This is a genomic window from Micromonospora sp. S-DT3-3-22 (genome assembly GCF_015354745.1).
Taxonomy (GTDB): Bacteria; Actinomycetota; Actinomycetes; order Mycobacteriales; family Micromonosporaceae; genus Micromonospora; species Micromonospora wenchangensis.
Genome location: NZ_JACGMO010000032.1, coordinates 25,333 through 49,137 on the forward strand (window position 1 = coordinate 25,333; position 23,805 = coordinate 49,137).

15 protein-coding genes are annotated in these 23,805 nt (G+C 72.4%); 6 read left to right on the forward strand and 9 right to left on the reverse strand.

Annotated elements, in window-relative coordinates:
- Positions 1–3: 3 nt before the first annotated feature.
- The 6 genes from H1A17_RS12185 to H1A17_RS12210 all read right to left on the reverse strand — a co-directional run bounded on the left by H1A17_RS12185 (position 4) and on the right by H1A17_RS12210 (position 8,271).
- The gene (locus tag H1A17_RS12185) at positions 4–885 is read right to left on the reverse strand and encodes an amidohydrolase (RefSeq protein ID WP_145919310.1); all 882 of its coding nucleotides are present in this window, start codon (positions 883–885) and stop codon (positions 4–6) included.
- Positions 882–2,207 carry an enolase C-terminal domain-like protein gene (locus tag H1A17_RS12190; protein WP_145919311.1) on the reverse strand — a complete coding sequence of 442 codons (1,326 nt, stop codon included), beginning with the start codon at positions 2,205–2,207 and terminating at the stop codon, positions 882–884. The genes H1A17_RS12185 and H1A17_RS12190 overlap by 4 nt, the downstream gene beginning before the upstream one ends.
- A gap of 82 nt (positions 2,208–2,289) precedes the next feature.
- Positions 2,290–3,327, reverse strand: a complete 1,038-nt coding sequence (locus H1A17_RS12195; RefSeq protein ID WP_145919312.1) for an ABC transporter permease — start codon at positions 3,325–3,327, stop codon at positions 2,290–2,292.
- On the reverse strand, positions 3,320–4,861 hold the full coding sequence (locus tag H1A17_RS12200) for a sugar ABC transporter ATP-binding protein (protein WP_145919313.1): 1,542 nt from the start codon (positions 4,859–4,861) through the stop codon (positions 3,320–3,322). The genes H1A17_RS12195 and H1A17_RS12200 overlap by 8 nt, the downstream gene beginning before the upstream one ends.
- On the reverse strand, positions 4,858–5,925 hold the full coding sequence (locus H1A17_RS12205) for a sugar ABC transporter substrate-binding protein (RefSeq protein ID WP_145919314.1): 1,068 nt from the start codon (positions 5,923–5,925) through the stop codon (positions 4,858–4,860). The genes H1A17_RS12200 and H1A17_RS12205 overlap by 4 nt, the downstream gene beginning before the upstream one ends.
- Before the next feature lie 90 nt (positions 5,926–6,015).
- Positions 6,016–8,271, reverse strand: coding sequence for an alpha-L-fucosidase (locus H1A17_RS12210; RefSeq protein WP_205789440.1), 2,256 nt, complete (start codon positions 8,269–8,271; stop codon positions 6,016–6,018).
- 514 nt (positions 8,272–8,785) lie between these two features.
- Between H1A17_RS12210 and H1A17_RS12215 the strand changes: the two genes are divergently transcribed.
- From H1A17_RS12215 to H1A17_RS12225, 3 genes are read left to right on the forward strand one after another with little or no spacing between them, the layout of a single operon-like run.
- Positions 8,786–10,432 carry an amino acid adenylation domain-containing protein gene (locus tag H1A17_RS12215; protein ID WP_228543396.1) on the forward strand — a complete coding sequence of 549 codons (1,647 nt, stop codon included), beginning with the start codon at positions 8,786–8,788 and terminating at the stop codon, positions 10,430–10,432.
- Positions 10,429–11,763: a hypothetical protein gene (locus H1A17_RS12220; protein ID WP_145919316.1), complete on the forward strand. Its 1,335-nt coding sequence runs from the start codon at positions 10,429–10,431 to the stop codon at positions 11,761–11,763. The genes H1A17_RS12215 and H1A17_RS12220 overlap by 4 nt, the downstream gene beginning before the upstream one ends.
- 16 nt (positions 11,764–11,779) lie before the next feature.
- Positions 11,780–12,544, forward strand: coding sequence for an enoyl-CoA hydratase-related protein (locus H1A17_RS12225; RefSeq protein ID WP_145919317.1), 765 nt, complete (start codon positions 11,780–11,782; stop codon positions 12,542–12,544).
- Between the two features lie 45 nt (positions 12,545–12,589).
- On the opposite strand, the gene H1A17_RS12230 is transcribed toward H1A17_RS12225, so the two are convergent.
- On the reverse strand, positions 12,590–13,270 hold the full coding sequence (locus H1A17_RS12230) for a response regulator transcription factor (protein WP_145919318.1): 681 nt from the start codon (positions 13,268–13,270) through the stop codon (positions 12,590–12,592).
- Between the two features lie 55 nt (positions 13,271–13,325).
- The gene (locus H1A17_RS12235; RefSeq protein WP_240762821.1) at positions 13,326–14,651 is read right to left on the reverse strand and encodes a cell wall metabolism sensor histidine kinase WalK; all 1,326 of its coding nucleotides are present in this window, start codon (positions 14,649–14,651) and stop codon (positions 13,326–13,328) included.
- 513 nt (positions 14,652–15,164) lie between these two features.
- On the opposite strand from H1A17_RS12235, the gene H1A17_RS12240 reads away from it, so the two are divergent.
- A complete protein-coding gene (locus H1A17_RS12240; protein WP_194821907.1) occupies positions 15,165–16,694 on the forward strand; it encodes a non-reducing end alpha-L-arabinofuranosidase family hydrolase in 1,530 nt (509 codons plus the stop codon).
- Positions 16,695–17,104: 410 nt separating this feature from the next.
- On the opposite strand, the gene H1A17_RS12245 is transcribed toward H1A17_RS12240, so the two are convergent.
- Entirely contained in the window at positions 17,105–20,659 is a 3,555-nt protein-coding gene (locus H1A17_RS12245) for a ThuA domain-containing protein (protein ID WP_194821908.1), read from the reverse strand.
- Between the two features lie 524 nt (positions 20,660–21,183).
- Here H1A17_RS12245 and H1A17_RS12250 point away from each other — a divergent pair.
- Together H1A17_RS12250 and H1A17_RS12255 are read left to right on the forward strand one after the other, a co-directional pair.
- Positions 21,184–22,695, forward strand: coding sequence for a sugar ABC transporter ATP-binding protein (locus H1A17_RS12250; protein WP_145919322.1), 1,512 nt, complete (start codon positions 21,184–21,186; stop codon positions 22,693–22,695).
- A 115-nt stretch (positions 22,696–22,810) separates the two neighbouring features.
- Positions 22,811–23,803 carry an ABC transporter permease gene (locus H1A17_RS12255; protein ID WP_309236763.1) on the forward strand — a complete coding sequence of 331 codons (993 nt, stop codon included), beginning with the start codon at positions 22,811–22,813 and terminating at the stop codon, positions 23,801–23,803.
- Positions 23,804–23,805: the final 2 nt, after the last annotated feature.

Genomic DNA, 23,805 nt, shown 5'->3' on the forward strand with positions numbered 1-23,805 from the left:
GCGTCACGCCGGCCCCGCCGGGTGGGCCGCGCCGGCCCGCTCCGCCAGGCCGTAGGTGCGGACGGCGGTGCCGGCGAGGATCTCCCGGTGTTCCCGGTCCGACAGCGGCGGCAGCGCGGCCGTCAACGCCCGCAGCACCCCGGCGTAGTCCGACCGGAGCAGGCAGACCGGCCAGTCCGAGCCGAACATCAGCCGCTGTGCGCCGAACTCGGCGACGGCCACCGCGACGAACGGCCGCAGGTCGTCCGGCGTCCATGTCGGGGCGGCCTCGGTGACCAGGCCGGACAGCTTCGCGGTGACGTTGGGGTTGGCGGCGAGGGCGGCCAGCGGGCCGCGCCAGCTGCGCAGGCCCGCGTCGCCCGCGTCGATGCGGGGTTTGCCCAGGTGGTCCAGGACGAACCGCAACTGCGGCACCGCGCGGGCCGCCCGCGCGGCAGCCGGTAGCTGGTCGGCGCGGATGACCAGGTCGAACGCGAGCCCGGCGTCGGCGAGCGCGGCGAGCCCGCGACGCACGTCCGGCCGGTCCAGGTAGTCCGGGTCCGCCTCGCCCTGCACCTGGGAGCGCACCCCGGCCAGGTACCCGCCGCCGCGCAGCCGGCGGTAGCGGGCCACGGTGGCGGCCACGTCGGCGGCGGCGACGTCGAGCCAGGCCACCACCGCCAGGATCGGCGCGGTGTCGGCGGCGTAGCCGAGGAACTCGGCCGCCTCGTCGGGACGGCAGCGCCCGCCCTCGACGAGCACGGTGCCGGTGACCCCGGCGGCGGCGAGTTCGGCGGTCAGGTCCGCCGGGGTGAACGGCCGCCGGATGGCCGCCAGCTCGGGCGCGTCCAGCCAGGTGTACCCGCGTTCGGGCCGCCACAGGTGGTGGTGCGCGTCGATGATCACGCCGTCACCGGGCCCGGGGTCGCTGCGGCGTCGGCCCACTGCGGGCCGTCCGGGAACCGGTACGCGGCCAGGGACTCGGGCCGGATCTGCCCGCTCATGCCCGGGGTGGTGGGGGCCAGGTACCGCCCGCCGGTGACCCGGACCGGGTCGACGAAGTGGTCGTGCAGGTGGTCGACGTACTCGATGGCCCGGTCCTCGGTGCTGCCGCTGACCGCGACGAAGTCGAACATCGCCAGGTGCTGCACCAGTTCGCACAGCCCCACCCCGCCGGCGTGCGGGCAGACCGGCACCCCGAACCGCGCGGCGAGCAGCAGGATCGCCAGGTTCTCGTTGACCCCGGCGACCCGGCAGGCGTCGATCTGCACCACGTCGACGGCGTCGGCCTGGAGCAGCTGCTTGAACACCACCGCGTTGTGCACGTGCTCGCCGGTGGCGACCCGGATCGGGCTGAGCGCCTTGCGGACGGCGGCGTGCCCGAGGACGTCGTCGGGCGACGTCGGCTCCTCGATCCAGTACGGGTCGAACGCGGCCAGCTCCCGCATCCACCCGATCGCCTCGGGCACACCCCAGATCTGGTTCGCGTCGACCGCGAGGCGCACCTGCGGCCCGACGGCCTGCCGGGCGATGCCCATCCGGCGTACGTCGTCGGCCAGGTCGCCGCCGACCTTGAGTTTGATCAGCCGGTAGCCGTCGCGGACCGCCTCCGCGCAGAGCCGGGCCAGCTTCTCGTCGTCGTAGCCCAACCATCCCGGCGTGGTGGTGTAAGCCGGGTAGCCCTCGGCACGCAGCCGCTGTTCCCGCTCGGCCCGGCCGTCGGCGGCCCGCCGCAACAGGGCCAGCGCCTCGTCCTCGGTGAGGGCGTCGCGCAGGTAGCGGAAGTCGACCTGGGCGACGAGCTGTTCCGGGGTGAGGTCGGCCAGCAGCTTCCACAGTGGCTTGCCGGCCCGCCGGGCGGCGAGGTCCCACACCGCGTTGACCAGGCCACCGGCGGCCATGTGCACGACCCCCTTGGCCGGGCCGAGCCAGCGGATCTGGCTGTCGCCGACGAGTCGCCGGGCCAGCGCCCCGGGGTCGGCGGTCAGCTCGTCGACGGGCTGGCCGACGACCATCGCGGCCAGCGACCGCACGGCGGCGACCTGGATCTCGGTGCCGCGTCCCACGGTGAAGACCAGCCCGTGTCCCTCGGCGTCCGCCGAGGTCCGCAGGACGACGTACGCGGCCGAGTAGTCGGGGAACGGGTTCATCGCGTCCGACCCGTCGCGGTGCACGGAGGTGGGGAAGCGGACGTCGATCGTGTCCACCGAGGTGATGCGCTCAGTCAACGGAACTCCTGGTTGAGGGGATCGGGGGCGTCGGCGGCCCGCCTCGTGGGCGGGTCGCGCGGGGTCCGGCCGGGGGGCCGGTTCAGGTCTGCGCCTTGCCGCCGGTGATGCGGGAGACCACCAGGGCGACGAGGATGACCGCGCCGTTGAGGAAGTTCGTCCACTGCGCGGGCACCCCGGCCAGGGTCAACACGTTGATGATCATGAAGAGCAGCAGGACGCCGGTGAACGCGCCGAAGACGCTGCCCCGGCCGCCGTTGAGGCTGACCCCGCCGATCACCGCCGCCGCGAACACCTGGAAGATCGCGCCGTCGCCCTGGGCCGCCGGCACCGCCGCCAGCCGGCCGCTGATCAGCAGCCCGGCCAGGGCGGCGAGCACACTGGCCACGACCAGCGCGACCCACAGCACCCGGTCGGTGCGGATGCCGGCGGCGCGGGCCGCGTCGGCGTTGCCGCCGATGGCGTACAGGGCGCGGCCGGCGCGGGTGTGGCCGAGCACCACGATCCCGGCGGCGAACAGCAGCAGCGACACCCAGATCGAGGCCGGCACCCCGAACCAGCTCGTCGAGCCGAGGTACGTCATCGACCCGGGCAGCGCGAAGAACGTCTGCCCGCCGGAGATGCCGGTGAGCAGGCCGCGCAGGATGATCAGCATGCCCAGCGTCACGATGAAGCCGTTGAGGCCGAACCGGACGATGAGCAGCCCGTTGAACGCCCCGACCAGCGCCCCGACGAGCAGCACCACCGGCACCGCCCAGGCGTCCGGGAGCAGGCCGAGCCCCAGCCCCCGGGTCAGCTCCGGGTCGACGACCAGCCAGGCGGCGATGCCCGGGGCGAGCCCGAAGGTGGACTCCAGCGACAGGTCCATCTTGCCGGTGATCAGCACGATGGTCTGGGCCAGCACCAGGATGGCGATCTCCGACATGCTCTGCAGCACGTTGAGGATGTTGTCGGTGCTGAGGAAGACCGGGCTGATGATCCACCCGACGATCGCCACCGCGACGATGGCCGGCACCAGCGCCAGGTCCCGCAGCCGGGCGACGGCCAGGTGCCGCGACGACGGGCGGGTCGGCGGGGGTGCCGACGCCGGCACCGTGCCGGTGGACAGCGTGTCAGACATGGTGGAGGTCCACCCCTTCCATGGCGGCTACCAGATCGTTGTCGCTCCAGCCGTGGGCCATCTCGGCGACCACCCGGCCCTGGAACATCACCAGCACCCGGTCGCAGATGCGCAGGTCGTCCAGTTCGTCGGAGACCACCAGCACGGCGGCGCCCCGGCGGCGTACGTCCTCGACGACGCCGAGCAGGGTCTGCTTGGACCGTACGTCGACCCCGGCGGTGGGCGTGATCAGTACCAGCAGCCGGGGATCGTTGGCCAACGCCCGACCCATCACGACCTTCTGCTGGTTGCCCCCGGACAGGTCGGCCACCGGCGTCTGCGGCCCGGACGCCTTGATCGCCAGCGCGGCGATCGTCTTCCGGGCCAGGGCGTCCCGGCGGGCCGGGGAGATCAGACCGTGACGCCCGACCCGCTCCGGCACGGTCATCGTGACGTTCTCCGCGATCGACAGCGCCGGCACCAGGCCCTCCCGGTGCCGGTCCTGCGGCACCAGCCCCACCCCGGCGGCGAGGGCGTCGGGCACGCTGCCCGGCCGCAGCACCCGACCGGCGAGGGTGACCGACCCGGCCACCGGCCGGGCGAGACCGACGACCGCCTCGGCGGCCTCTACCTTGCCGCTGCCGCCACCACCGGCGATGCCGACCACCTCGCCCGCCCGGGCCCGCACCGACAGCCGGGCCCCGGACGCGGTGACCAGGTCCCGCACCGACAGCAGCACCGGCGCGTCGGACGCCGGTGGCCGGTGGTCGGCCTCCGGCATGCTCACGTCCTCGCCGGTCATCGCGGCGACCAGTGCCTGCCGGCTCAACCCGGCGACCGGGGCGGTGAGGATGTGCCGGGCGTCGCGGAAGACCGTCACCCGGTCGCACAGGTCGTAGATCTCCTGGAGGTGGTGGCTGATGAACAGGAACGTCACCCCCTGCGCCCGCAGGTCCCGGACCCGGGTGAACAGCCGGTCGATGCCGGCGGCGTCGAGCTGGGCGGTCGGTTCGTCGAGGACGATGAACCGGGCGCCGAAGGACAACGCCCGGGCGATCTCCACGAACTGCCGCTGCTCGACCGAGAGCGTCGCGGCCGGTTGCCGGACGTCGACGTCGACCGACCACTGCGCCAGCAGGTGCTCCGCCTCCCGCCGCAGGCTCGACCAGCGGATCAGGCCGGCGCGGGAGCGGGCGTGCCGGTTGAGGAACAGGTTCTCCGCCACGGTGAGGGCAGGGATGATCGTCGACTTCTGGTAGACGCAGGCCACCCGCTGCCGCCAGGCGTCCCGGTCGGCCAGCGGCGGCGCCGGACGGCCGTCGAAGGCGACCGCCCCGTCGTCGGCGGCCTGCAACCCGGTCAGGATGCCGACCAGCGTCGACTTGCCGGCGCCGTTGCGGCCCACCAGGGCGTGCGCCTCGCCGCGCCGGACCATGATCCCCGCTCCGGACAGGGCGAGCGTGGAGCCGAAGCGTTTGGTGACGTCGACCGCCTCGACGACCGGCCGGTCCGGGTCGTCCGGCGGGCCACCGGGGTGGTGCGGGGCGGTGCTCATGCCTGCCGGCCCCACAGCGAGGGGTCGTCGTACTTCACCGTGGGCTGCCCGGCGATCGGCGCGCCGTCCAGGGTCACCAGGGGTGCTGGGAGCTGGTCCTCCAGCAGGCCGTCGCGTACCTGGATGATGGTGCTGCCGTGGTCGGTGGGGCCGGGCTGGAACGTCCTGCCCTCGATCGCCGCCTTGGCGTACTCCAGCCCGTAGCGGGCGTACAGGTCGGCGGGCTGGCTGACGGTGGCGTCGATCAGGCCGTCGCCGATGTTCTTCAGCTCCTCGGGGATGCCGTCGTTGGACACGACGAAGACGTGCTTCGGGTCGGTCGGCGGCACCTGGAGGCCACGCTGCTTGAGGATCTGCAGGGTGCCCGACAGCGCGAACGACGACTGCATGTAGACGCCCCGGATGTCCGGGTCGGACGCGAATCGGGTCTGCAACTTCGACGCCGCGACGTCGGCCTTCCAGTCGGTCGCCTCCCCGAACACCGTGATGCCGGGGAACTCCTTGCCCATGCACTCGCTGAACGCCTCGGTGCGGTCCCGGCCGTTGATCGAGTCCAGGCCGCCCTGGAGCATGACGACCTTGCCCCGGCCGCCGAGCTTGGTGCCCAGGAACTGGCAGGCCTTGGTGCCGTACGCCCGGTTGTCGGCGCGGACCACCATGAACACCTTGCCGGTGTCGGGCCGGGTGTCGATGGTCACCACCGGGATCTTGCGGCTCTCCAGCTGGGCCAGGGTCGGCGCGATCGCGGCGGTGTCCTGCGGGGCCATCACCACCCCCTTGACGCCCTGGCTCATGAAGGTCTGCGCGTTCGAGATGAGGTTCGCGATGTCGTTCTGCGAGTTGGTGGTCTTGAGGTCGACCCCCAACTCCCCGGCGGACTGCGGCACGTACTTGATGTAGGAGTTCCAGAAGTCGGTGTCCGAGCGGGGGTAGTCGACCCCGATGAGCGGCTTGCCGCCGCCCGCGCCGGTCCCGTCGCCCCGGTCACCGCAGCCGGCGGTGAGGGCGACCGTCGCGCCGAGCAGCACCGTCAGCCCCGCGCTCACCAGACGTCCGTGGTTCATCGTGTTCGCTCCGTTTCTGCGGGAGTGGTCCGGCGGGTACGGCCGTGCCGTGGGGTGACGGCCGTACCCGCCGGGTGGCGCACTGCGGGGTCAGGCGGTGGTGACGGTCCAGAGCAGGTTGGTGCTGCCGTCCCAGCTCCACTGCTTGACGGTCGCGCCGGAGGCGACCTGGCCGCCGCCGTCGAGCACCAGGCCGGTCGCCCGGTTGGCGATCCGGTACCGCCGGTTGCCCTGGTCGGTGAGCTGCCACTGCTGGCTGGTGCCGCCGTTCCAGGCCGCCTGCTGGGCGGCGGCCCCGGTGTTGGTGAGGCCGGCGCCGTCGACGACCATGCCGGTGGTGCGGTTGACGATCCGGTGGTAGCCGGTGCCCAGGTCGACGAGCTGCCACTGGAGGTTGGTGCTGCCGTCCCAGCTCCACTGCTTCAGCGGCGAGCCGGCCGCGACGTTGCCGCCGCCGTCCAGCGCCAGGCCGTTGGTCACGTTGGTGATCCGCAGGTACGCCGCCGGGTTGAAGGTGACCCGCAGCGAGGCGATGGCGTCGTTGTTGCCGGTGTTGCGCAGGTCGGCGTTGTCGGCGGTGAACGTCCAACTGGTGCCCGAGAAGCCGTCGTTGGCGTACCCGACGAGCTGGTGACCGGCGGTGACCCGGACCGACGAGATGGTGCGCAGCCCGATGCCGGCGGACTGCAACTGCGCGGCGGTGTGGCTGCCGACCGGCAGGGTGACGCCGGTGTCGTAGCCGGTGTTGGCGTAGACGCTGACCGGCCCGGCGGTGGCGGGGCCGCCGCCGGGGGTCGGGACCGTCCCGCTGAAGGTCAGTTTCAGCACGTACGCGGGCGCGCTGAACGGCGCGCCCGCCGACGGCAGGGTGACCCGCAGCCCGGTGCTGTCCTGGGTGCGGGTGGGCAGGTTGACGTAGCTGCCGGCGGTGCTGTCGAGCAACTGCACGCCGGTCAGCGAGGCGAGGTTGATCCGGCCGGACGCGAGCGTGGTGATGGTCACGGAGCTGCCCGGCCAGCCGAGGACCGTCGCGTACAGCACCCGGTTGTCCTTGCTGCGGGTGAACCGGATGTCCTGGGCGGTGCCGGCCCGGGGCTGGGTGAAGGAGCCGCCGCCCATCTGGGTCGGGCCCTCGCCGTACGTGGTCCAGGCCCGGGTGGCGTAGATCGACTCGCCGAAGCGGCGCAGGTAGTCGCCGATGCTCCGCAGGATCGTCTGCTGCCCGGACGGGATGGTGCCGTCGGCCGTCGGCGCGATGTTGAGCACCATGTTGCCGTTCTTGCTGACCCGGTCGATCAGCGAGTGCAGCAGCTGGGGGAGCGTGTAGTAGCCGATGCCCGTGGTGTAGCACCAGCTCGAACTGCTGATGCTGTCGTCGGTCAGCCAGTAGGGGGTGCGCAGGTCGGCCGGTCCGCCGCGCTCGTAGTCGTAGACCGCGCCGCCGGATTCCAGGCCGTCCTTGTAGGTGGCGACGACCTCCCTGTCCCAGGCGACGGCCCGGTTGTAGTAGTACGCCAGGAACTTCGTCCGCTGGGCGTCGCTGATCCGCCGCAGGTCGAAGTCCTGCCAGATGATGTCCGGCCGGGCCTGGTCGATGACCTCGCGGAGCTTGTCGTACCAGAGTTGCTCCTCGGCGGCGGTGCCCAGTTGGCCGTAGAGCTTGCGCAGGCTCGGGTCGGACTGCTGCGGCGCCCACTGGTAGAAGCCGGTGAAGTTGAACGCGTGGTGCATGGCGACCAGCACCTTGAGGCCCCGGGCCCGGATCGCGTCGGTGTGCAGTTTCAGCAGGTCGAGGCGGGGTCCCTTGGCGACGGAGTTCCACTCGTTGACCTGGCTGTTCCACATGGAGAAGCCGTCGTGGTGTTCGGCCACCGGCCCGGCGAACCGCGCCCCGGCGTCGACGAACAGCTGCGCCCACTCGTCGGGGTCGAAGCTGCCGCCCGCCGACCGCAGCCGGGGGGCGAACTGGACGAAGCGGCCGGACCGGTCGTTGGCCCCGGTGATGAACTGGTGGTACGGCCACACCGACGGGTCGCCGTACACGCTCCGGTGGTGGTTGTTCTCGCCGGAGCCGTTGTTGTACATGTTGCGCGGGTACCACTCGTTGGCGAACGCGGGAACGCTGAAGACGCCCCAGTGGTAGTAGATGCCGAACTTGGCGTCCTGGAACCACTCGGCCGCCGCCGGGTGCTGGCCGACCGAGGCCCACGACTCGGTGTAGCTGGTGGGGCCGGGGATGGCGGCCGAGGCGGGGGAGGGGCGGATCAGGCCGGCGGTGGCGGCGGTGGCCCCGGTGAGGCCCAGGGCGGCCAGGAGCGAGCGTCGGGAGATCGGGGGACGGGACACGGAGACCCCTCCTTGGGTGGGGAGGTGGGGTGGTGCCGGTATGCGTGGTCGAGACATCAGACGTTAGAGTTTCCATTGTGTAACGTCAATGCCCTACGGAGACTCCAGAGCGCATCTGGGGCGGCTTTTCCGTCGGGACGCCGCTGATCCCGCGACGGCAGACATCATACCAATGCCCTGTCGGGCCGGACGGCCCCGGCTGGCGACGTGCCGCAGGCGGCGGTGGGCAGGCCGCGTTCCGATGAACGTTAACATCGAAATCCGTAGTTTCCCGGCGTCGTGTCGCCCGCGCCGGTCGACCCCGGGCCCGCGCCGCGTCGACCCCGCGCGCCGGCCGGGAGCCGACCCGCCCCGCCCGCCGTGGCCCCCTCCGATCCGACCGAACGTGCACCGGTGGGCACCGGGGCACGTTCGGTCGGCCACCGCGCGACGGATCTAAGAGATTTCCCATTTGAATTGACCAGCATCGATTCCGATCGCCGCGCAGGGCGGCCGGTCAGAACAGGAGCGGCCCATGTCCGTACGACAGTCCACCGACGACACCGCGACCCACCCGGTCGGCGTCCTCCCCGCCGGGCGGGACGGCTGGCGGGGAGCCCTGCTGGACCACCTCCCACCGCGCGAGCGGCGGCTGTTCCACCGGTTCGGCCAGGGCCCCCGGGTGCCCGCCCCCGACCTGCGCATCCACCAGGCGTTCGCCCGGTGGGCCGCCACCACCCCGGACGCCGTCGCCGCCGAGCACCTCGGGGTACGGATCGGCTACCGCGAACTGGACCGCCAGGCCAACCGGCTCGCCGCCCACCTCGTCGCCCTCGGCGTGCGCACCGGTGACACCGTGGGCGTGTTCACCAGCCGGTCCCTGCCGATGCTGGTCGGCATCCTGGCCACCCTCAAGGCCGGGGCGGCCTACGTCCCGCAGGACGTCCGGATCGCCCCCGCCGCGCAGTTGCGCCAGGTCGCCTCGACCGCCTGCTGCCGGGTGCTGCTGACCACGGCGGCGACCCTGGACGCGGTGCCGGCGTCACCCGGTGTGCCCCGGCTCGCGGTCGACGCGATGATGGCCGAGCCGCTGCCGCCCGGCGGGCACCTCACCGCCCCCGTCCCGGACCGTCCGGTACGCGCCGACGACGGCTGCTACGTGCTGTTCACCTCCGGCACCACGGGCACCCCCAACGGCGTCACCGTCACCCACGGCAACGTGGCCAACATCCTGCTCACCGCCCCGGGCCACCTGGGGATACGGCCCGGACGGACGGTCGCCCAACTGCTCAACGTCGCCTTCGACATGGCCGCCTGGGAGATCCTCGGCTGCCTCGCCAACGGCGGCACCCTGCTCGTGCGCGACCGGGACCTCACCGCCACCGCCGCCCGAGCCGACGTGCTGATCGCCACCCCCTCGGTGCTCGGCCGGATCGACCTGGACCGGTGCGCCGGGGTGCGGGTCGTCGCGGTGGCGGGGGAGCCCTGCCCGCGTCCGCTGGCCGACCGGTGGGCCGCCGGCCGGGTCTTCTACAACTGCTGCGGGCCGACCGAGACCACCATCGTCAACACCATGCACCGGCACCGGCCGGGCGCGCCGCTGACCATCGGCCGGCCGACGCCGAACAACACCGTCTACGTCCTCGACGCCGACGGACGGCCCTGCCGCATCGGCGAGGTCGGCGAGATGTGGGCCGGGGGCGACTGCGTCTCCGCCGGCTACCTGGACAACGACGCGCTCAACACCGAGCGGTACGCCCCGGACCCGTTCCTCGGCGGCGGCCGGCTGATGTTCCGTACCCGGGACCGGGGCCGCTGGCGCGCCGACGGGGAGCTGGAGCATCTCGGCCGCACCGACGACCAGGTGAAGGTCCGGGGTTTCCGGGTGGAGCTGGACGCGGTCTCCACCGTGCTGGAGACGGTGCCGGGCTGCCGGCGCGCGGTCACCCTCCGGGTCACCGACCGGGACCTGGTCTCCTTCGTGGCCCCCGCGGAGCTGGACCCGCAGCGGTGCCGGGAGACCGTGGCCGCCGCGCTGCCCTACTACTGCGTGCCGGCGGCCGTGCACCCGCTGCCGGAACTGCCGATGACCGGCCGGGGCAAGGTCGACCGGGACGCGCTGCTGAGGCTCGCCCTCGACCTGCGGTGGCAGTGGGCCCACGTCGAGGAGGCGGCGGCGTGACCACCACCGACCTGCCACCCGCGCCGACGTCGCGCACCGGCCCGGCGGGTGTCCCCGACGACACACTTCCCCCGCCGGTGTCGACGCTGCGCCGGGTCCTGGCCCAGCCCCGGTTCATGCACCACCACCGGCTCGTCGCGGCGGTGCTCGCCACCAACGCCGCGCTGCTGGCGTACGGGCTGTCCGCCGGCTGGTGGCACGGCCCCGGAGCCGCCGACGCGTTGGGTGTCGTCGCGCTGGCGAACGTCGCGCTGGCCGTGCTGATCCGCCAGCAGTACGTGATCAACCTGCTGTTCCGGCTGGCCACCCGGGCACCCACCCGGTGGCCGCTGCGGGTGCGGGCCACCCTGGGCAAGGTCTACCACTTCGGTGGGCTGCACGTCGGCGCGGCGCTGGCCGGCACCGGCTGGTTCCTCGCCCAGCTCGGCGCGCTGACCGTCGGCGACGGGCCGACGGGCGCGCTGGTCACCGGGTACGCGGTGGCCGTCCTGCTGCTGGCCGTCGTCGGCACCGCGCTGCCGCCGGTGCGGTCCCGCCGGCACGACCTGTTCGAACGCACCCACCGTCTCGGCGGCTGGGCGGCCCTGCTGCTGCTCTGGGCGCAGGCCGGTTTCCTGGCCGGCGGGCCGGTCGCGCTGGCCACCTCCGCGCCGGGCGTGGTGCTCGCGGTGCTGACCGTCAGCATCGCCCTGCCCTGGCTGCGGTTGCGCCGGGTGCCGGTGGTGGTGCACCGTCCCTCGTCGCACGTGGCGCTGGTCCACTTCGACCACGGCGTGACGCCGTTCCCCGGCTCGTCCACCGCGGTCAGCCGCAGCCCGCTGTGGGAGTGGCACTCCTTCGCCAACGTGCCGACGCCGGGTCGCAGCGGGTTCCGGCTGACCGTGAGCCGGGCCGGCGACTGGACCGGCCGGTTCGTCGACGACCCGCCGCGGCGGCTCTGGGTGAAGGGGATCAGCACCGCCGGGGTGGCCAACATCGAGACCCTGTTCCGGCGGGTGCTGTACGTGGCGACCGGCAGCGGGATCGGCCCGGTGCTGCCGCACCTGCTGGCCGGGCAGGTGCCGGCGCACCTGGTCTGGGTGGCCCGCCGGCACCGGGAGACCTTCGGCGACGACCTGGTCGACGAGATCCTCGCCCACCAGCCCGACGCGCTGCTGTGGGACACCGCCCGCGACGGCAAGCCCGACATGCTGCGGCTGGCGTGGCAGGCGTGCCGCCGGTACGACGCCGAGGCGGTCATCTGCATCTCGAACCGGCCGCTGACCTGGCAGGTGGTGCGGGGCATGGAGGAACGCGGGGTGCCCGCGTACGGCGCGATCTGGGATTCCTGACGAGAGGGAGGCGACGATGAGGATCACCGTGGAAAAGGACGACCGGGTGGTCACGGTGCGGTTGTGCCGGCCCGAGGTGCGCAACGCGCTGGACACGGCGCTGCTGACCGAGCTGGTCGAGACGCTGCGCCCGCTGGACCGCGACCCGGGGGTGGGCTGCTTCGTGCTCACCGGCTCCGACGAGGTCTTCGCGGCCGGGGCGGACATCCGGGAGATGGCCGGCAAGTCCTTCCTGGACGTGGCGTTGGACGATCACTTCGCCGGTTGGGACGCGTTCGCCGCGCTGCGTACCCCGAAGATCGCGGCGGTGGCCGGCTACGCCCTCGGCGGCGGCTGCGAGCTGGCGATGATGTGCGACCTGATCTTCGCGGCGGACAACGCCCGGTTCGGGCAGCCGGAGCTGCGGCTGGGGGTGATGCCCGGCATCGGCGGCACCCAGCGGCTGACCCGGCTGATCGGCCCGGCGCGGGCGATGGACCTGGTGCTCACCGGGCGGCAGCTCGACGCCGCGGAGGCGCACCGGTACGGCCTGGTGTCCCGGGTGGTGCCGACGGATCGCCTGCTGGCCGAGGCGCAGGCCGCGGCGGCGGTGGTGGCCGGGTATCCGAAGCTCGCGACGATGCTGGCCCGGGAGGCGGTCCGGCAGGCCGAGGAGGTCGGGGTGCACGCCGGGGTGCTGTTCGAACGGCGGGCCTTCCACGCCCTGTTCGCCACCGAGGACCAGCGCGAGGGGATGGCCGCCTTCCTGGAGAAACGTCCGGCCCGGTTCGTGGGCCGCTGAGCCACCCCGCCGCCCGGGGCCCCGTCGGGGTCCCGGGCGGCCGGCTCACAGCGCGCCGATCTGGTAGCCGAGGCCGTGCACGGTACGCACCACCCGGTCGCCGAGCTTGCGGCGCAGGTAGTGCACGTACGTGTCGACCACCGCCTCGGTGCGGTCCGCGCCGAACACCCGTCCGCGCAGCTGGCTGCGGCTGTGCACCATCCGGGGTTGGCTGGCGAGCAGCCGGATCAGCTCGAACTCCCGGCCGCTGAGCGTCACCTCCCGCCCGTCGGGCAGCCGCACCCCGCGCTGGGCCAGGTCGAGTTGCCCGGCCCCGATGGGGATCAGTTCGGCCCCGTCGAAGCGGCGACGGGTCAACGCCCGCACCCGGGCCATCAGCTCGGTCACCTCGAACGGTTTGGGCAGGTAGTCGTCGGCGCCCGCGTCGAGGCCCCGGATGCGTTCGTCGAGGTCGCCGAGCGCGCTGAGCATCAGCACCCGGGCGGCGACGGAGCACCGCCGCAGCCGGATGAGCAGGTCGACCCCGTCGATCGCCGGCAGCCGCCGGTCCAACATGATCACCTGGTAGGGGCCGCGCAGCGCCAGGTGCAGGCCCCGCTGGCCGTCGCGGGCCAGGTCGATCCGGTACCCCGCCCGGCGGAACAGCTCGACCAGCATGTCGGCCAGTTCCGCGTCGTCCTCGACGAGGAGCAACGGGCCGTGCGCCGGGGGTGACGGGTCGGTCATCCGTTCATGGTCGCACCGAAACCGCAGAAGGTTGACCGGTGGAATTTTTCGCCGGTCAGAATCTGCTGGTCGCGCGTTCCCCGCCCGTCCGCTCCCGGCCCGCCCACCAGCAGAAGGGCCACCGGCCCCCACCCGGGTCGCCGTCCGTCGGCGGACCCCCGGCCCGCCCCCCACCGGCCACCGGCAGCCGTACGGTGAAGGTGGCGCCCGCCCCGGGCCGGCCGGTGGCGCTGATCGTGCCGCCGTGCGCGGTGACCACCTCACGGACCAGCGCCAGCCCGAGCCCGGCCCGGCGGTCCCCGGCGTCGGGGCCCCGGTGGAACCGGTCGAAGATCCGGCCGGCGTGCCGGGGGTCGAATCCCCGGCCGGAGTCGCTGACCACCAGCTCGATCCGGTCCGCGCCCGCCGGGCGTAACCGCACCTGCACCCGCCCGCCGGCCGGGGTGTGGTGCAGGGCGTTCGCCAGCAGTTCCGCCACCACCCGGCGCAGCGCGGGCCCGACACCGGCCACCGGCACCGGATGGTCCGCGCCGGTCACCCCGAGCGTCACCCCGAGGGCGGCGGCGCGCGGCGCGTCGGCCCCGATCGCCTCGACGACCAGCGCGGCGAGGTCGACCGTGGCCGGCGGTCGGGTCATCGCCGCCGGATCGGCCAGCCGGGCCGACAGGAGCAACTCGTCGACGATCTCCCCGAGCCGCCGGGTGGTGTGCAGCAGCCGGTCCAGATCCTGCCGGTCCGCGTCGTGCGCCGCGCCGGTCGTCCGCTGGGCCAGCAACTGGGCCGCCGTGTGCACCCGGGTGATCGGGGCCCGCAGCTCGTGGCTGGCGTCGGCGACGAAGCGGCGTTGCCGGTCGAGCGCCTCGGTCAACGGCAGCACCGACCGGCGACGCAGCCGCAGGTCGGTCGCGGTCGCCGCGACCAGGACGGCCAACGCGGCGGTCGACACCGCCCACAGCAGGTAGCGCCGTTCGGCGAGTTGGAAGCGGGCGTCGAAGACCACCTGGACGACCTCGCCGTCGCGCAGCTGGGTGCGCACGTGGTAGACGGTGCCGTTGCGGGCGACCTGCCCGACCTGGGGTCGGCCGGTGCGGGCCACGGCGTGGATCGCCCCGTGCTCCGGGAACCCGGCCGGCATCGCGCCACCGTGCCCGGTGTCGCTCGCGCCGCCGAAGATCCAGGTGCAGCCGGACGGGTCGGCCGGGCGGCCGTGCACCATCGCCCAGTCCAGCTCGTGGCGGATCCTGGCCTGTTGGACGTGTACCAGGGCGGCGTAGCCGACGCCGCCGGCCAGCGCCAGCAGGGCGACGACCAGCAGGCCGACGGCCAGCCCGGTACGCGGCCGGGCGTGGCTGGCCGGTCGCGTCCGGCTGGTCAGCGGCACCGTGCCGCCCCGTGCCCGCGTGCGTGACCCTGTCCGCCTGCCCGGCCACCGACCCGCATCCATCGAAGATTACACATCACCCACCGGATCGGAAGGGATCATCGTCGGCTCCCGGACGGCGGGCCCGTCCGGCAGGTCCCGGGCCGGGCGATGCGGAGAGTGAGCGTTAACATGACCGCCGCATCGGCCACCCCGGCGGTAGGGGCCTTCCGTGTGGCGGCCACCTGGGCGGGCGGATGGCACGACCTTGAGCTGTCCGAAACACTCTGGTAACATCGCCGGATCTGAATGGGACCCCTGCCGGTTCGTTCGCCCCCACCAGCCCGACCGAAGAAACACCCGACCTGCATCCATCTATGTGAGCGTTCACATAGGTTGGTCGTATCCCGCCTCGGCGGGAGCGTCCGACGACGCGGGCCGGCCCGACCACCCCGGCCCTCGGCGACCACGTCACCGGGGGCCGCCGCGCAGGGACCTCCGGGCTCCACCCGTCCTCATGAAGGAGCGCCCTCCATGCATCTCCCGGCTGCCCACCCCGGCCCGGCCCCCGGCCGTCGCGGCCACCGGCGATGGCTGCTGTCAGCGGCCACCGCCCTCGTGACCGCCCTCAGCGGCGGTGCCGTCGTCGCGGTCACCGCGACGGAGGCCGCCGCCGCCACCATCGACACCGGCGCGTCGTACGTGCTGGTCAACCGCAACAGCGGCAAGGCCCTCGACGTCTACAACCTGGCCACCAGCGACGGGGCCCGGATCACCCAGTGGACCCGCAACGACGGCAGCCAGCAGCAGTGGCAGTTCGTCGACTCCGGCGGCGGCTACTACCGGCTGAAGTCGAAGCTGTCCGGCAAGGTGCTCGACGTCTACAACAAGTCCACCGCCGACGGCGGGTCTATCGTGCAGTGGACCGACAACAACGGCGCCAACCAGCAGTTCAGCATCCAGGACATCGACGGCTACATCCAGCTGATCAACCGCAACAGCGGCAAGGCCGTCGAGGTGCAGGGCGCGTCCACCGCCGACGGCGGCAACATCGTGCAGTACGCCGACTGGAACGGCACCAACCAGCAGTGGCAGCTCGTCAAGGTCGGTGGCACCACCACCCCGCCGCCCACGACCCCGCCGCCGAGCGGCAACTGCACGCTGCCGTCGTCGTACCGGTGGTCGTCGACGGGTTCGCTGGCCAACCCGAAGTCCGGGTGGGTGTCGCTGAAGGACTTCACGGTCGCCCCGTACAACGGCAGGCAGCTCGTCTACGCCACCACGCACGACTTCGGCAGCTCGTGGGGGTCGATGAACTTCGGCCTGTTCACGAACTGGTCGGAGATGGCCTCGGCGTCGCAGAACGGGATGAACTCGGCGACGGTCGCGCCGTCGTTGTTCTACTTCGCACCGAAGAACGTCTGGGTGCTGACCTACCAGTGGGGTGGCACCGCGTTCTCCTACCGGACGTCGAGCGACCCGACCAACCCCAACGGCTGGTCCGCGGCGCAACCGCTGTTCACCGGCAGCATCACCGGCTCCGGCACCGGCCCGATCGACCAGACGGTCATCGGTGACAGCCAGAACATGTACCTGTTCTTCGCCGGTGACAACGGCAAGATCTACCGGGCCAGCATGCCGATCGGGAACTTCCCGGGCAACTTCGGTTCCAGCTACACGACCATCATGAGCGACACCACGAACAACCTGTTCGAAGCCCCGCAGGTCTACAAGGTCGCCGGCCAGAACCAGTACCTGATGATCGTCGAGGCGATCGGCTCCCAGGGCCGCTACTTCCGCTCCTTCACCGCCACCAGCCTGGGCGGCACCTGGACCCCGAACGCGGCCACCGAGAGCAACCCGTTCGCCGGCAAGGCCAACAGCGGCGCCACCTGGACCAACGACATCAGCCACGGCGAGCTGCTGCGCACCAGCGCCGACCAGACCATGACCGTCGACCCGTGCAACCTACAACTGCTCTACCAGGGCCGTTCGCCGAGCTCCAACGGCGTCGACTACGGCCTGCTGCCCTACCGGCCGGGCCTGCTCACCCGGCAGCGCTGAGGATGCGCATCCCGGACCTCGGGGGTTCCTGAGGTCCGGGGTGGCCCGGGATAGGGCGGGCCGCCGGAACACCTGAACGGCATGCGCACCACCGATCGGCAGGGCCCGCACCTCGGGCCCTGCCGATCACCGTCTCCCCGCGCCGACGCCCGGGGCGGTACCGACCTGCCGGCGGGAACCGTCCGGTGACGTCCACGACCGGCGGTTCCGTCCGTCGGCCGCCGGAGGCGAACGGGTTCCCCCGCGCGGCGGCGATCCGGCGTACCGCTGATCAGCCCGCTGGCCCAGACCGGGACGGCCCGCCGGCCACCCGGCCGGGCGGGGTGGCGACGCGACCCGAGCGGGCCGGCTCCGACATCCGGAGCCGGCCCGCTCGGCCTACCGCCGCCGCGACGGCGACGGGTGGGGCGTCACACCTGGGTGAACCGCCACTGCTGGTTGGTGGCGCCGTGGCAGGTCCACTGCAACAGCCGGGCGCCGTCGGTGGTGGCCCCACCGTTGACGTCCAGGCAGAGCCCGCTCTGCACGTTGCGTACCGTGTAGACCCCGGTGGTCGCCGTCGCCGTCGCGGTGAACTTCTGCTGGTTGCCGTTGTTGCAGGTGGCCTGCTGGAGGAACGCGCCGGTCGCGGTGGAACCGCCGGTCACCTCGGCGCACTTGCCGCTGTGCACCGCCTTCAGGTAGACCGCCCCGTTACCGGCGTCCACGGCCTGCCACTTCTGGTTGTTGCCGCCGGTGGCCGCCCACTGGGTGAGCTGCGCGCCGTCGGCGGTGGAGACACCGCTGACGTCCATCAGCTTGCCGCTGTGCAGCGCGGTGAGCGTCCAGGTCTTCCCCGCCACGCCGGTGCCGGTGCCGGTGCCGGGTGTGCCGACACCGTTCCCGCCGAAGGTGTGCGAGTCGAGGTCGAACCAGTTGTTCGCGCTGCCCTTGAACACCAGGTAGAGCGGGTGTGTCCCGGACAGCGCGGACACGCTCACCGGTGCGGTGGACTGGTAGTTGTCCCAACCACCCGTGCTCGGCACCGGGGTGGTGGCCAGCAGCGTGCCGGTCGGCGAGTCGGCCCGCAGCTCGATCGTGCCGCCACCGGACGGCGACGACAGCCGGTAGCTGACCGTCGAGATGCCCGACAGGCTCATCGGGGTGAACGCGATCCAGTCGTTGTTGGAGATGTCACCGACCCGCTTGGTGCTCTCCGCGGCGGCCTGGTCGACGACCCGGATGCCGGACTGGCTGCTGAAGTACTCGGCCTGCTTGTGCTTGGGTTGCAGGATCGCCTGCGCGGTGCCGGTGAGCGGGGACGCCCCGCCCGGGCCACCGCTGTCGGTGTAGCGGGCGTTGAGCACGTAGAACAGGTTGGCGCCGTCGGGATGCCCGCCGAGCAGGTCGGTGGAGATGGTCCCCGAGCAGCCCGGGTACTCGGTGGTCTCGTGGGCGTGGTCGTCGTGACCCAGCGCCGGGTTGAGCAGCACCTTGCTGCAGTCGACCGTGCCGCCGTCCGGATCGGTGACGCTGATCTGGTACGACACCTTGTCACCGAAGGTGAGCATGCCGCCGTTGGCCGGTGTGGTGATGGTGACCACCGGCGCGCTGTTGCCGACGGTGATCTGGACGTTGGCGAAGCCCGTCTTGCCGGTGTTGTCGGTGACCTTCAGCTGCGCCGTGTAGTTGCCGTTGGTGGTGTAGACGTGCGACGGGTTGGCCGCCGTCGAGGTGGTGCCGTCCCCGAACGTCCACTGGTAGCTCAGCGTGTTGCCCGGGTCCGGGTCGGCCGTGCCGGCGCTGCTGAACTGGACGTTGAGCGGGGCGGGGCCGCTGGTGGGGGTGCCGACGGCCTTGGCGATCGGGGACCGGCCGCCCTGGATGTAGTCGATCCGGTAGAGCCCGGAGTCGCTGTTGCCGCCACCGAAGTTGGTGCCCCACTCCAGCACGTAGAGCGAGCCGTCCCTGCCGAACTCCAGGTCCATCGGCTTGTTGAACCGCCCGCCGGGCAGGAACGCGTTGGTGCGGGTCACCGCCGTCGCGGAGTCGAAGTGCACCTCCTTGATGTAGCTGCGCGACCACTCGTAGAAGAAGTGCACGCCGTCGTAGTAGGGCGGGAACTTGGTGGCCGACGGGTTCGCCGGGTCGTAGCGGTAGACCGGGCCGCCCATCGGGCCGGAGCCGCCGGAGCCCAGCTCCGGGAAGTTGGACGAGGTGCCGTAGCCGTACCACATGTTGGGGGCGACGACCGGGCGCAGGCTGGTCAGGCCGGTGTTGTTGGGGGAGTTGTTGACCGGGGCGTTGCAGTTGAACTTGGCGCCGACCACGCCGGTGTCCGGGTTGTACGGCGCGTAGGGCTGGTTGTCGCCGTGGCAGAACGGCCACCCGTAGTTGCCGGGAGACTTGATCACGTTGAGTTCGACCAGGCCCTCGGGGCCCCGGTTGGTGGTGGGCGGGTTGCGGTCCGGCCCGTAGTCGGCCAGGTAGACCCAGCCGTTGGCCGGATCGATCGAGAACCGGAACGGGTTGCGGAAGCCCATCGCGTAGATCTCCGGCCTGGTCTGCGCCGTACCCTGCGGGTACAGGTTGCCGGTCGGGATGGTGTAGCCGCCGCTGTCCGAGGGGCGGATGCGCAGCAGCTTGCCCCGCAGGTCGTTGGTGTTGCCGGCGCTGCGGGCGGCGTCGAGGTTGGACTTGCCGGAGCGCCAGTCCAGCGGCGCGTAGCCCTGCCAGTTGGGGTCGAGGTTCGGCGGGGTGTCGTCACCGGTGCCGATGTAGAGGTTGCCGTCCGGGCCGAAGTCGATGTAGCCGCCGGTGTGGCCGGGCTCGGGGAAGGTGCGGTCCCGGTACGCCGGGATGTCGATGATCCGGGCCTCGGTGGACAGGCTGAGGGTGTCACCGGACAGCGTGTAGCGGGAGACGCGGTTGACGTCGGTGCTGCTGCTCGCCGGTGAGTGGTAGAGGTACACGTAGCCGTTGGTGGCGAAGTTCGGGTCCAGCGCCATGCCGGTGAGACCGTCCTCGCCGCCGGTGTAGACGCTCAGCGTGGCGGCGGTCACGGTGCTGTTGGTGGCCGGCTTGAAGATCTTGACCTGGCCGCCGCGCTGGACGTACATGACCCGGCCGTCGGGCAGCACGGCCAGGGCCATCGGGTCGACCGTGTTGTCGTCCAGGGTGCGCTTCTCGAAGTTGCCCCAGACGGTGCCGCCGCAGTCGCCGGGCAGGTTGCCGGCGGCCCACTTGACGCCGCCGAGGACGTGGTTGCGGAAGTTCGTCTCGCTGTAGGAGTCGATCGCGTGGCCCATCGCGGTGGCCCAGACCCGACCGCCGGCGGCGTTGCGGCACCAGGAGATCGGGTGGTCCGGGCCCATCGCCCGGGACCCCGGGTTGTACGTGCGCTCGTCGGCGGTCACCAGCACGTGCACGTTGCCGCGCGGGTTGGTGTCGAAGTTGTACCACTCCTCGCTGCGGCTCCACCGGTCCGGCAGGCCCGTCGTCGACGGGTGTTGCTTGTCGGCGACGATGGCGGTGCCGGGCAGCACGCCGGGGGAGTGCTCGGGCATGTGGGCGCCGCCGTTGAGGGTCTGGTCCCACCAGGGGTACTCGCCCTCGATACCCATGTCCAGGGCGTTGTGGATGCCGACGATGCCCTTGCCGCTGGCGAGGTAACCCTCCACGGCCTGCCGCTGGGCCGCCGAGGTCCAGACCATGCCGGAGGTCTGGAACATGATGATCACGTCGAAGGTGGCGAGGTTGGCCGCGGTGAAGACGCTGGAGTCCTCGGTCTGCACCAGCTCGAAGTTGTTCGCCGCCGCCTGCTGCTGGAACATGCTGATCCCGGCGGGGATCGAGTCGTGCCGGTAGCCCACCGTCTTGGTGAACAACAGGGCGCGGAAGGCCGGGGCCGCCGACGCGGGTGGTGCGAGGCCGAGTGACAGTAACAGCCCGGCGATCATGCCGATGAGCAACGTGGTGCGACGCATGCCGTCTCCTAGGTGTCGGCGGGAACTTCCGATGGCGACCACGGCCCGTCCGCGCGTCCGGTGGACGCCGGGACGCGCGGCGGGCACGGGTGTGCTGTCCGAGGTCGGCGTGCCGTCCGCCGCAACGGCCGTCCGCCCCGCAATGCGTCACTGAGAGTGACGTCGGTGATGTGCTCGCCCGCTGGGCCGCGTGGCCAGGATGGGTCAGTCATCGATGACTGTCAATGGATGGGGTAAGGTTCGATGTTTCGACGGTCCGGCTGTGGGGCGCGCACCGGCCCCCGATCCGGCATCGACGCCGATCGGGTGCTCGGACCGGCGGCCCGCAAAGATCGAGGATTGTGGACACGCATCGAAACATCTATCTTCATACGTGTGATGTTTCGTCGATGTCAAGGAAAGTTTGCTCCTTGGCGACGTAAGCGCTCACGAGCGACAGCGAAAGTTCACCGTCCGGCAGCTCGACCGTGCCGGACACGGAACATCAACCACGCCGATGACTACTGTCTGTGAGGGTTTCCGGGATGCCCGATCCGCCGCCGGCACCGCTGCTGACCCTCCGGGGCATCGGCAAGTCCTTCCTCGGGGTACGCGTGCTCGACGGGGTCGACCTCGACGTCGCACCGGGCGAGGTGCACGCCGTCGTCGGTGAGAACGGCGCCGGCAAGTCCACCCTCATGAAGATCGTCTCCGGCGGGTACGCCCCGGACGCGGGCAGCGTCGAGGTCGCCGGCGCGCGCCGGGTCTTCCGGGGCCCCCGCGACGCGCAGCGCGCCGGGATCGGCATCATCCACCAGGAGTTCAACCTGCTGCCGGAGCGCACCGTCGCCGAGAACGTCCACCTCGGACACGAGCCGGTCCGGCGCGGGCTGGTCGACCGGCGGGCGATGAGCGAGCACACCCGACGGCTGCTCGCCTCGATCGGCGAGACCGACCTGGCCCCCGACACCCGGGTGGGGCGGCTCGGCGTCGCGCAGCAGCAGGTCGTCGAGATCGCCAAGGCGCTCGCCCTGGACGCCCGCCTGCTCATCATGGACGAACCCACCGCCGCGCTGGCCGACCACGAGGTCGAGCTGCTCTACGGGCTGGTCCGCCGGCTCCAGCAGCGGGGCATCGGCGTGCTGTACGTCTCGCACCGGCTCACCGAGGTCTTCGACCTGTCCGACCGGATCACCGTCCTCAAGGACGGCCGCCGGGTCACCACCGTGCACACCGCCGACACCTCCGCCGACGACCTCGTCCGGCACATGGTCGGCCGGGAACTGTCCAGCTACTACCCCGACCGGGCCACCCCCGACGACCTCGGCCCGGTACGCCTCACCGTCCGGGGCGCGGGCAACCGGAAACTGCGCGCCGTCGACCTGGACCTGCGGGCCGGCGAGGTGCTCGGCATCGGCGGGTTGCAGGGCTCCGGACGCTCGGCGTTGGCCCGTGCGCTGTTCGGCGTCTCCCCGTTCACCAGCGGCGACGTGACGCTGGACGGCCGGCCGGTACGGCTGCGCTCACCCCGTACCGCGATGCGGGCCGGCATCGCCTATGTCACCGAGGACCGCAAGGGCGAGGGGATCGTGCCCCGGCAGTCGGTGCTCGACAACGCGCTGCTCGCCGGCCGGGCCGTCTTCCCGGCCCGGTCCGGGCGCGCGGCCCGCACCCGCCGGGTCCGCGACCTGCTCGCCGCCGTCGAGGTCCGCGCCGCCGGCGACGACCAGGAGATCCGCTTCCTGTCCGGCGGCAACCAGCAGAAGGTCGTGCTGGCCCGCTGGCTGGCGCTCGACCCCCGGGTGCTGCTGTTCGACGAGCCGACCCGGGGCATCGACGTGGGGGCGAAGTCGGCCATCCACGACCTCGTCCGTCGGCTTGCCCGCGACGGCGCGGCGGTGCTGATGATCTCGTCGGACCTGCCCGAGCTGCTGGGGATGAGCGACCGGATCGTCGTCATGCGCGACGGCCGGATAGCCGGTGAACTCCCCGCCGCCGCCACCGAGGAGGACGTCGTCACCCTCGCCGTCGGCCACACCCCGGAGGGCAGCCGGTGAGCGCGAGGAGTGAGCCGGGTTTGCGAGCCCCGCAGTCGCGAACGGAGGGCAGCCGGTGAGCGCGAGGAGTGAGCCGGGTTTGCGAGCCCCGCAGTCGCGAGCGGAAGGCGGACCGGTGAGCGCGAGGAGTGAGCCGGGCCTGCTGTCGTTGCTGCCGGCCCGTCGTCGGGTGCCGGGGGTGTTCGTGGCGCTGGCCCTGACCCTGGCGATCGGCTGGCTGGTCGTCCTGGTCGACGGCGGGCACCTGTTCAACCAGGCCACGACGGTGAGCCTGCTGCACGTCGCGGCCGGGCTGGGGCTCGTCGCCGTCGGCCAGACGCTGGTCATCCTCGGCGGTTCGCTGGACCTCTCGGTGGCGTACGTGATCAGTCTGAGCACCCTGGTCGCGGCCGAGACGATGAACGGCGGCGACGGCGCGCTGCTGCCGGCGGTCGGCCTGGCGCTCGCGGTCAGCGCCGGGATCGGACTGCTCAACGGGCTGCTCGTGACCCGGTTCCGGGTCAACGCGTTCATCGCCACGCTCGGGGTGGGGCTGCTGCTCAAGGGGTACCTCGACAGCAACTACGACGGCCCGGCCGGGACCACCTCTCCCGCGCTGGTGCAGTCGCTGGGCTACCAGCGGGTCGGTCCGGTGCCGCTGTCGTTCCTGCTGCTGCTCGCGTTGACCGGGGCGGCGTGGTTCGCGCTGTCGCGGACCCGCTTCGGGCACCACCTGGTCGCCGTCGGCGGCGATCCGGAGGTGGCCCGGCTCTCCGGGGTCCGCAACGACCGGGTCCTCGTCACCGCGCACGTGTTGTGTTCGCTGTGTGCCGGGCTCGCCGGGATCTACCTGGCCAGCCGGCTCGGTTCGGGTGCGCCCCGGGTGGGCACCGAGGGCCTCTACGACCTGGAGTCGATCGCCGCGGTGGTGATCGGCGGGACCGCGCTCGCCGGTGGGCGGGGCGGGGTCGTCGGCACGGTCGGCGGGGTGCTGCTGCTCGCCAGCATCGACGCGATCTTCAACCAGCTCGAGGTGGACGCCTTCTTCAAGCAGGTGATCCGGGGTGTGGTCATCATCGCCGCGGTCGCCGTCTACGCCCGTCGGGCCCTGCGGAAGGCGGCGTCCTGACC

What these genes read in the sequence shown, in the direction of transcription:
- H1A17_RS12205 (WP_145919314.1), bottom strand. Translation starts at nt 5,925, where the DNA reads ATGAACCACGGACGTCTGGTGAGCGCGGGGCTGACGGTGCTGCTCGGC.
- H1A17_RS12230 (WP_145919318.1), bottom strand. Translation starts at nt 13,270, where the DNA reads ATGACCGACCCGTCACCCCCGGCGCACGGCCCGTTGCTCCTCGTCGAG.
- H1A17_RS12250 (WP_145919322.1), top strand. Translation starts at nt 21,184, where the DNA reads ATGCCCGATCCGCCGCCGGCACCGCTGCTGACCCTCCGGGGCATCGGC.
- H1A17_RS12240 (WP_194821907.1), top strand. Translation starts at nt 15,165, where the DNA reads ATGCATCTCCCGGCTGCCCACCCCGGCCCGGCCCCCGGCCGTCGCGGC.
- H1A17_RS12195 (WP_145919312.1), bottom strand. Translation starts at nt 3,327, where the DNA reads ATGTCTGACACGCTGTCCACCGGCACGGTGCCGGCGTCGGCACCCCCG.
- H1A17_RS12200 (WP_145919313.1), bottom strand. Translation starts at nt 4,861, where the DNA reads ATGAGCACCGCCCCGCACCACCCCGGTGGCCCGCCGGACGACCCGGAC.
- H1A17_RS12215 (WP_228543396.1), top strand. Translation starts at nt 8,786, where the DNA reads ATGTCCGTACGACAGTCCACCGACGACACCGCGACCCACCCGGTCGGC.
- H1A17_RS12245 (WP_194821908.1), bottom strand. Translation starts at nt 20,659, where the DNA reads ATGCGTCGCACCACGTTGCTCATCGGCATGATCGCCGGGCTGTTACTG.
- H1A17_RS12225 (WP_145919317.1), top strand. Translation starts at nt 11,780, where the DNA reads ATGAGGATCACCGTGGAAAAGGACGACCGGGTGGTCACGGTGCGGTTG.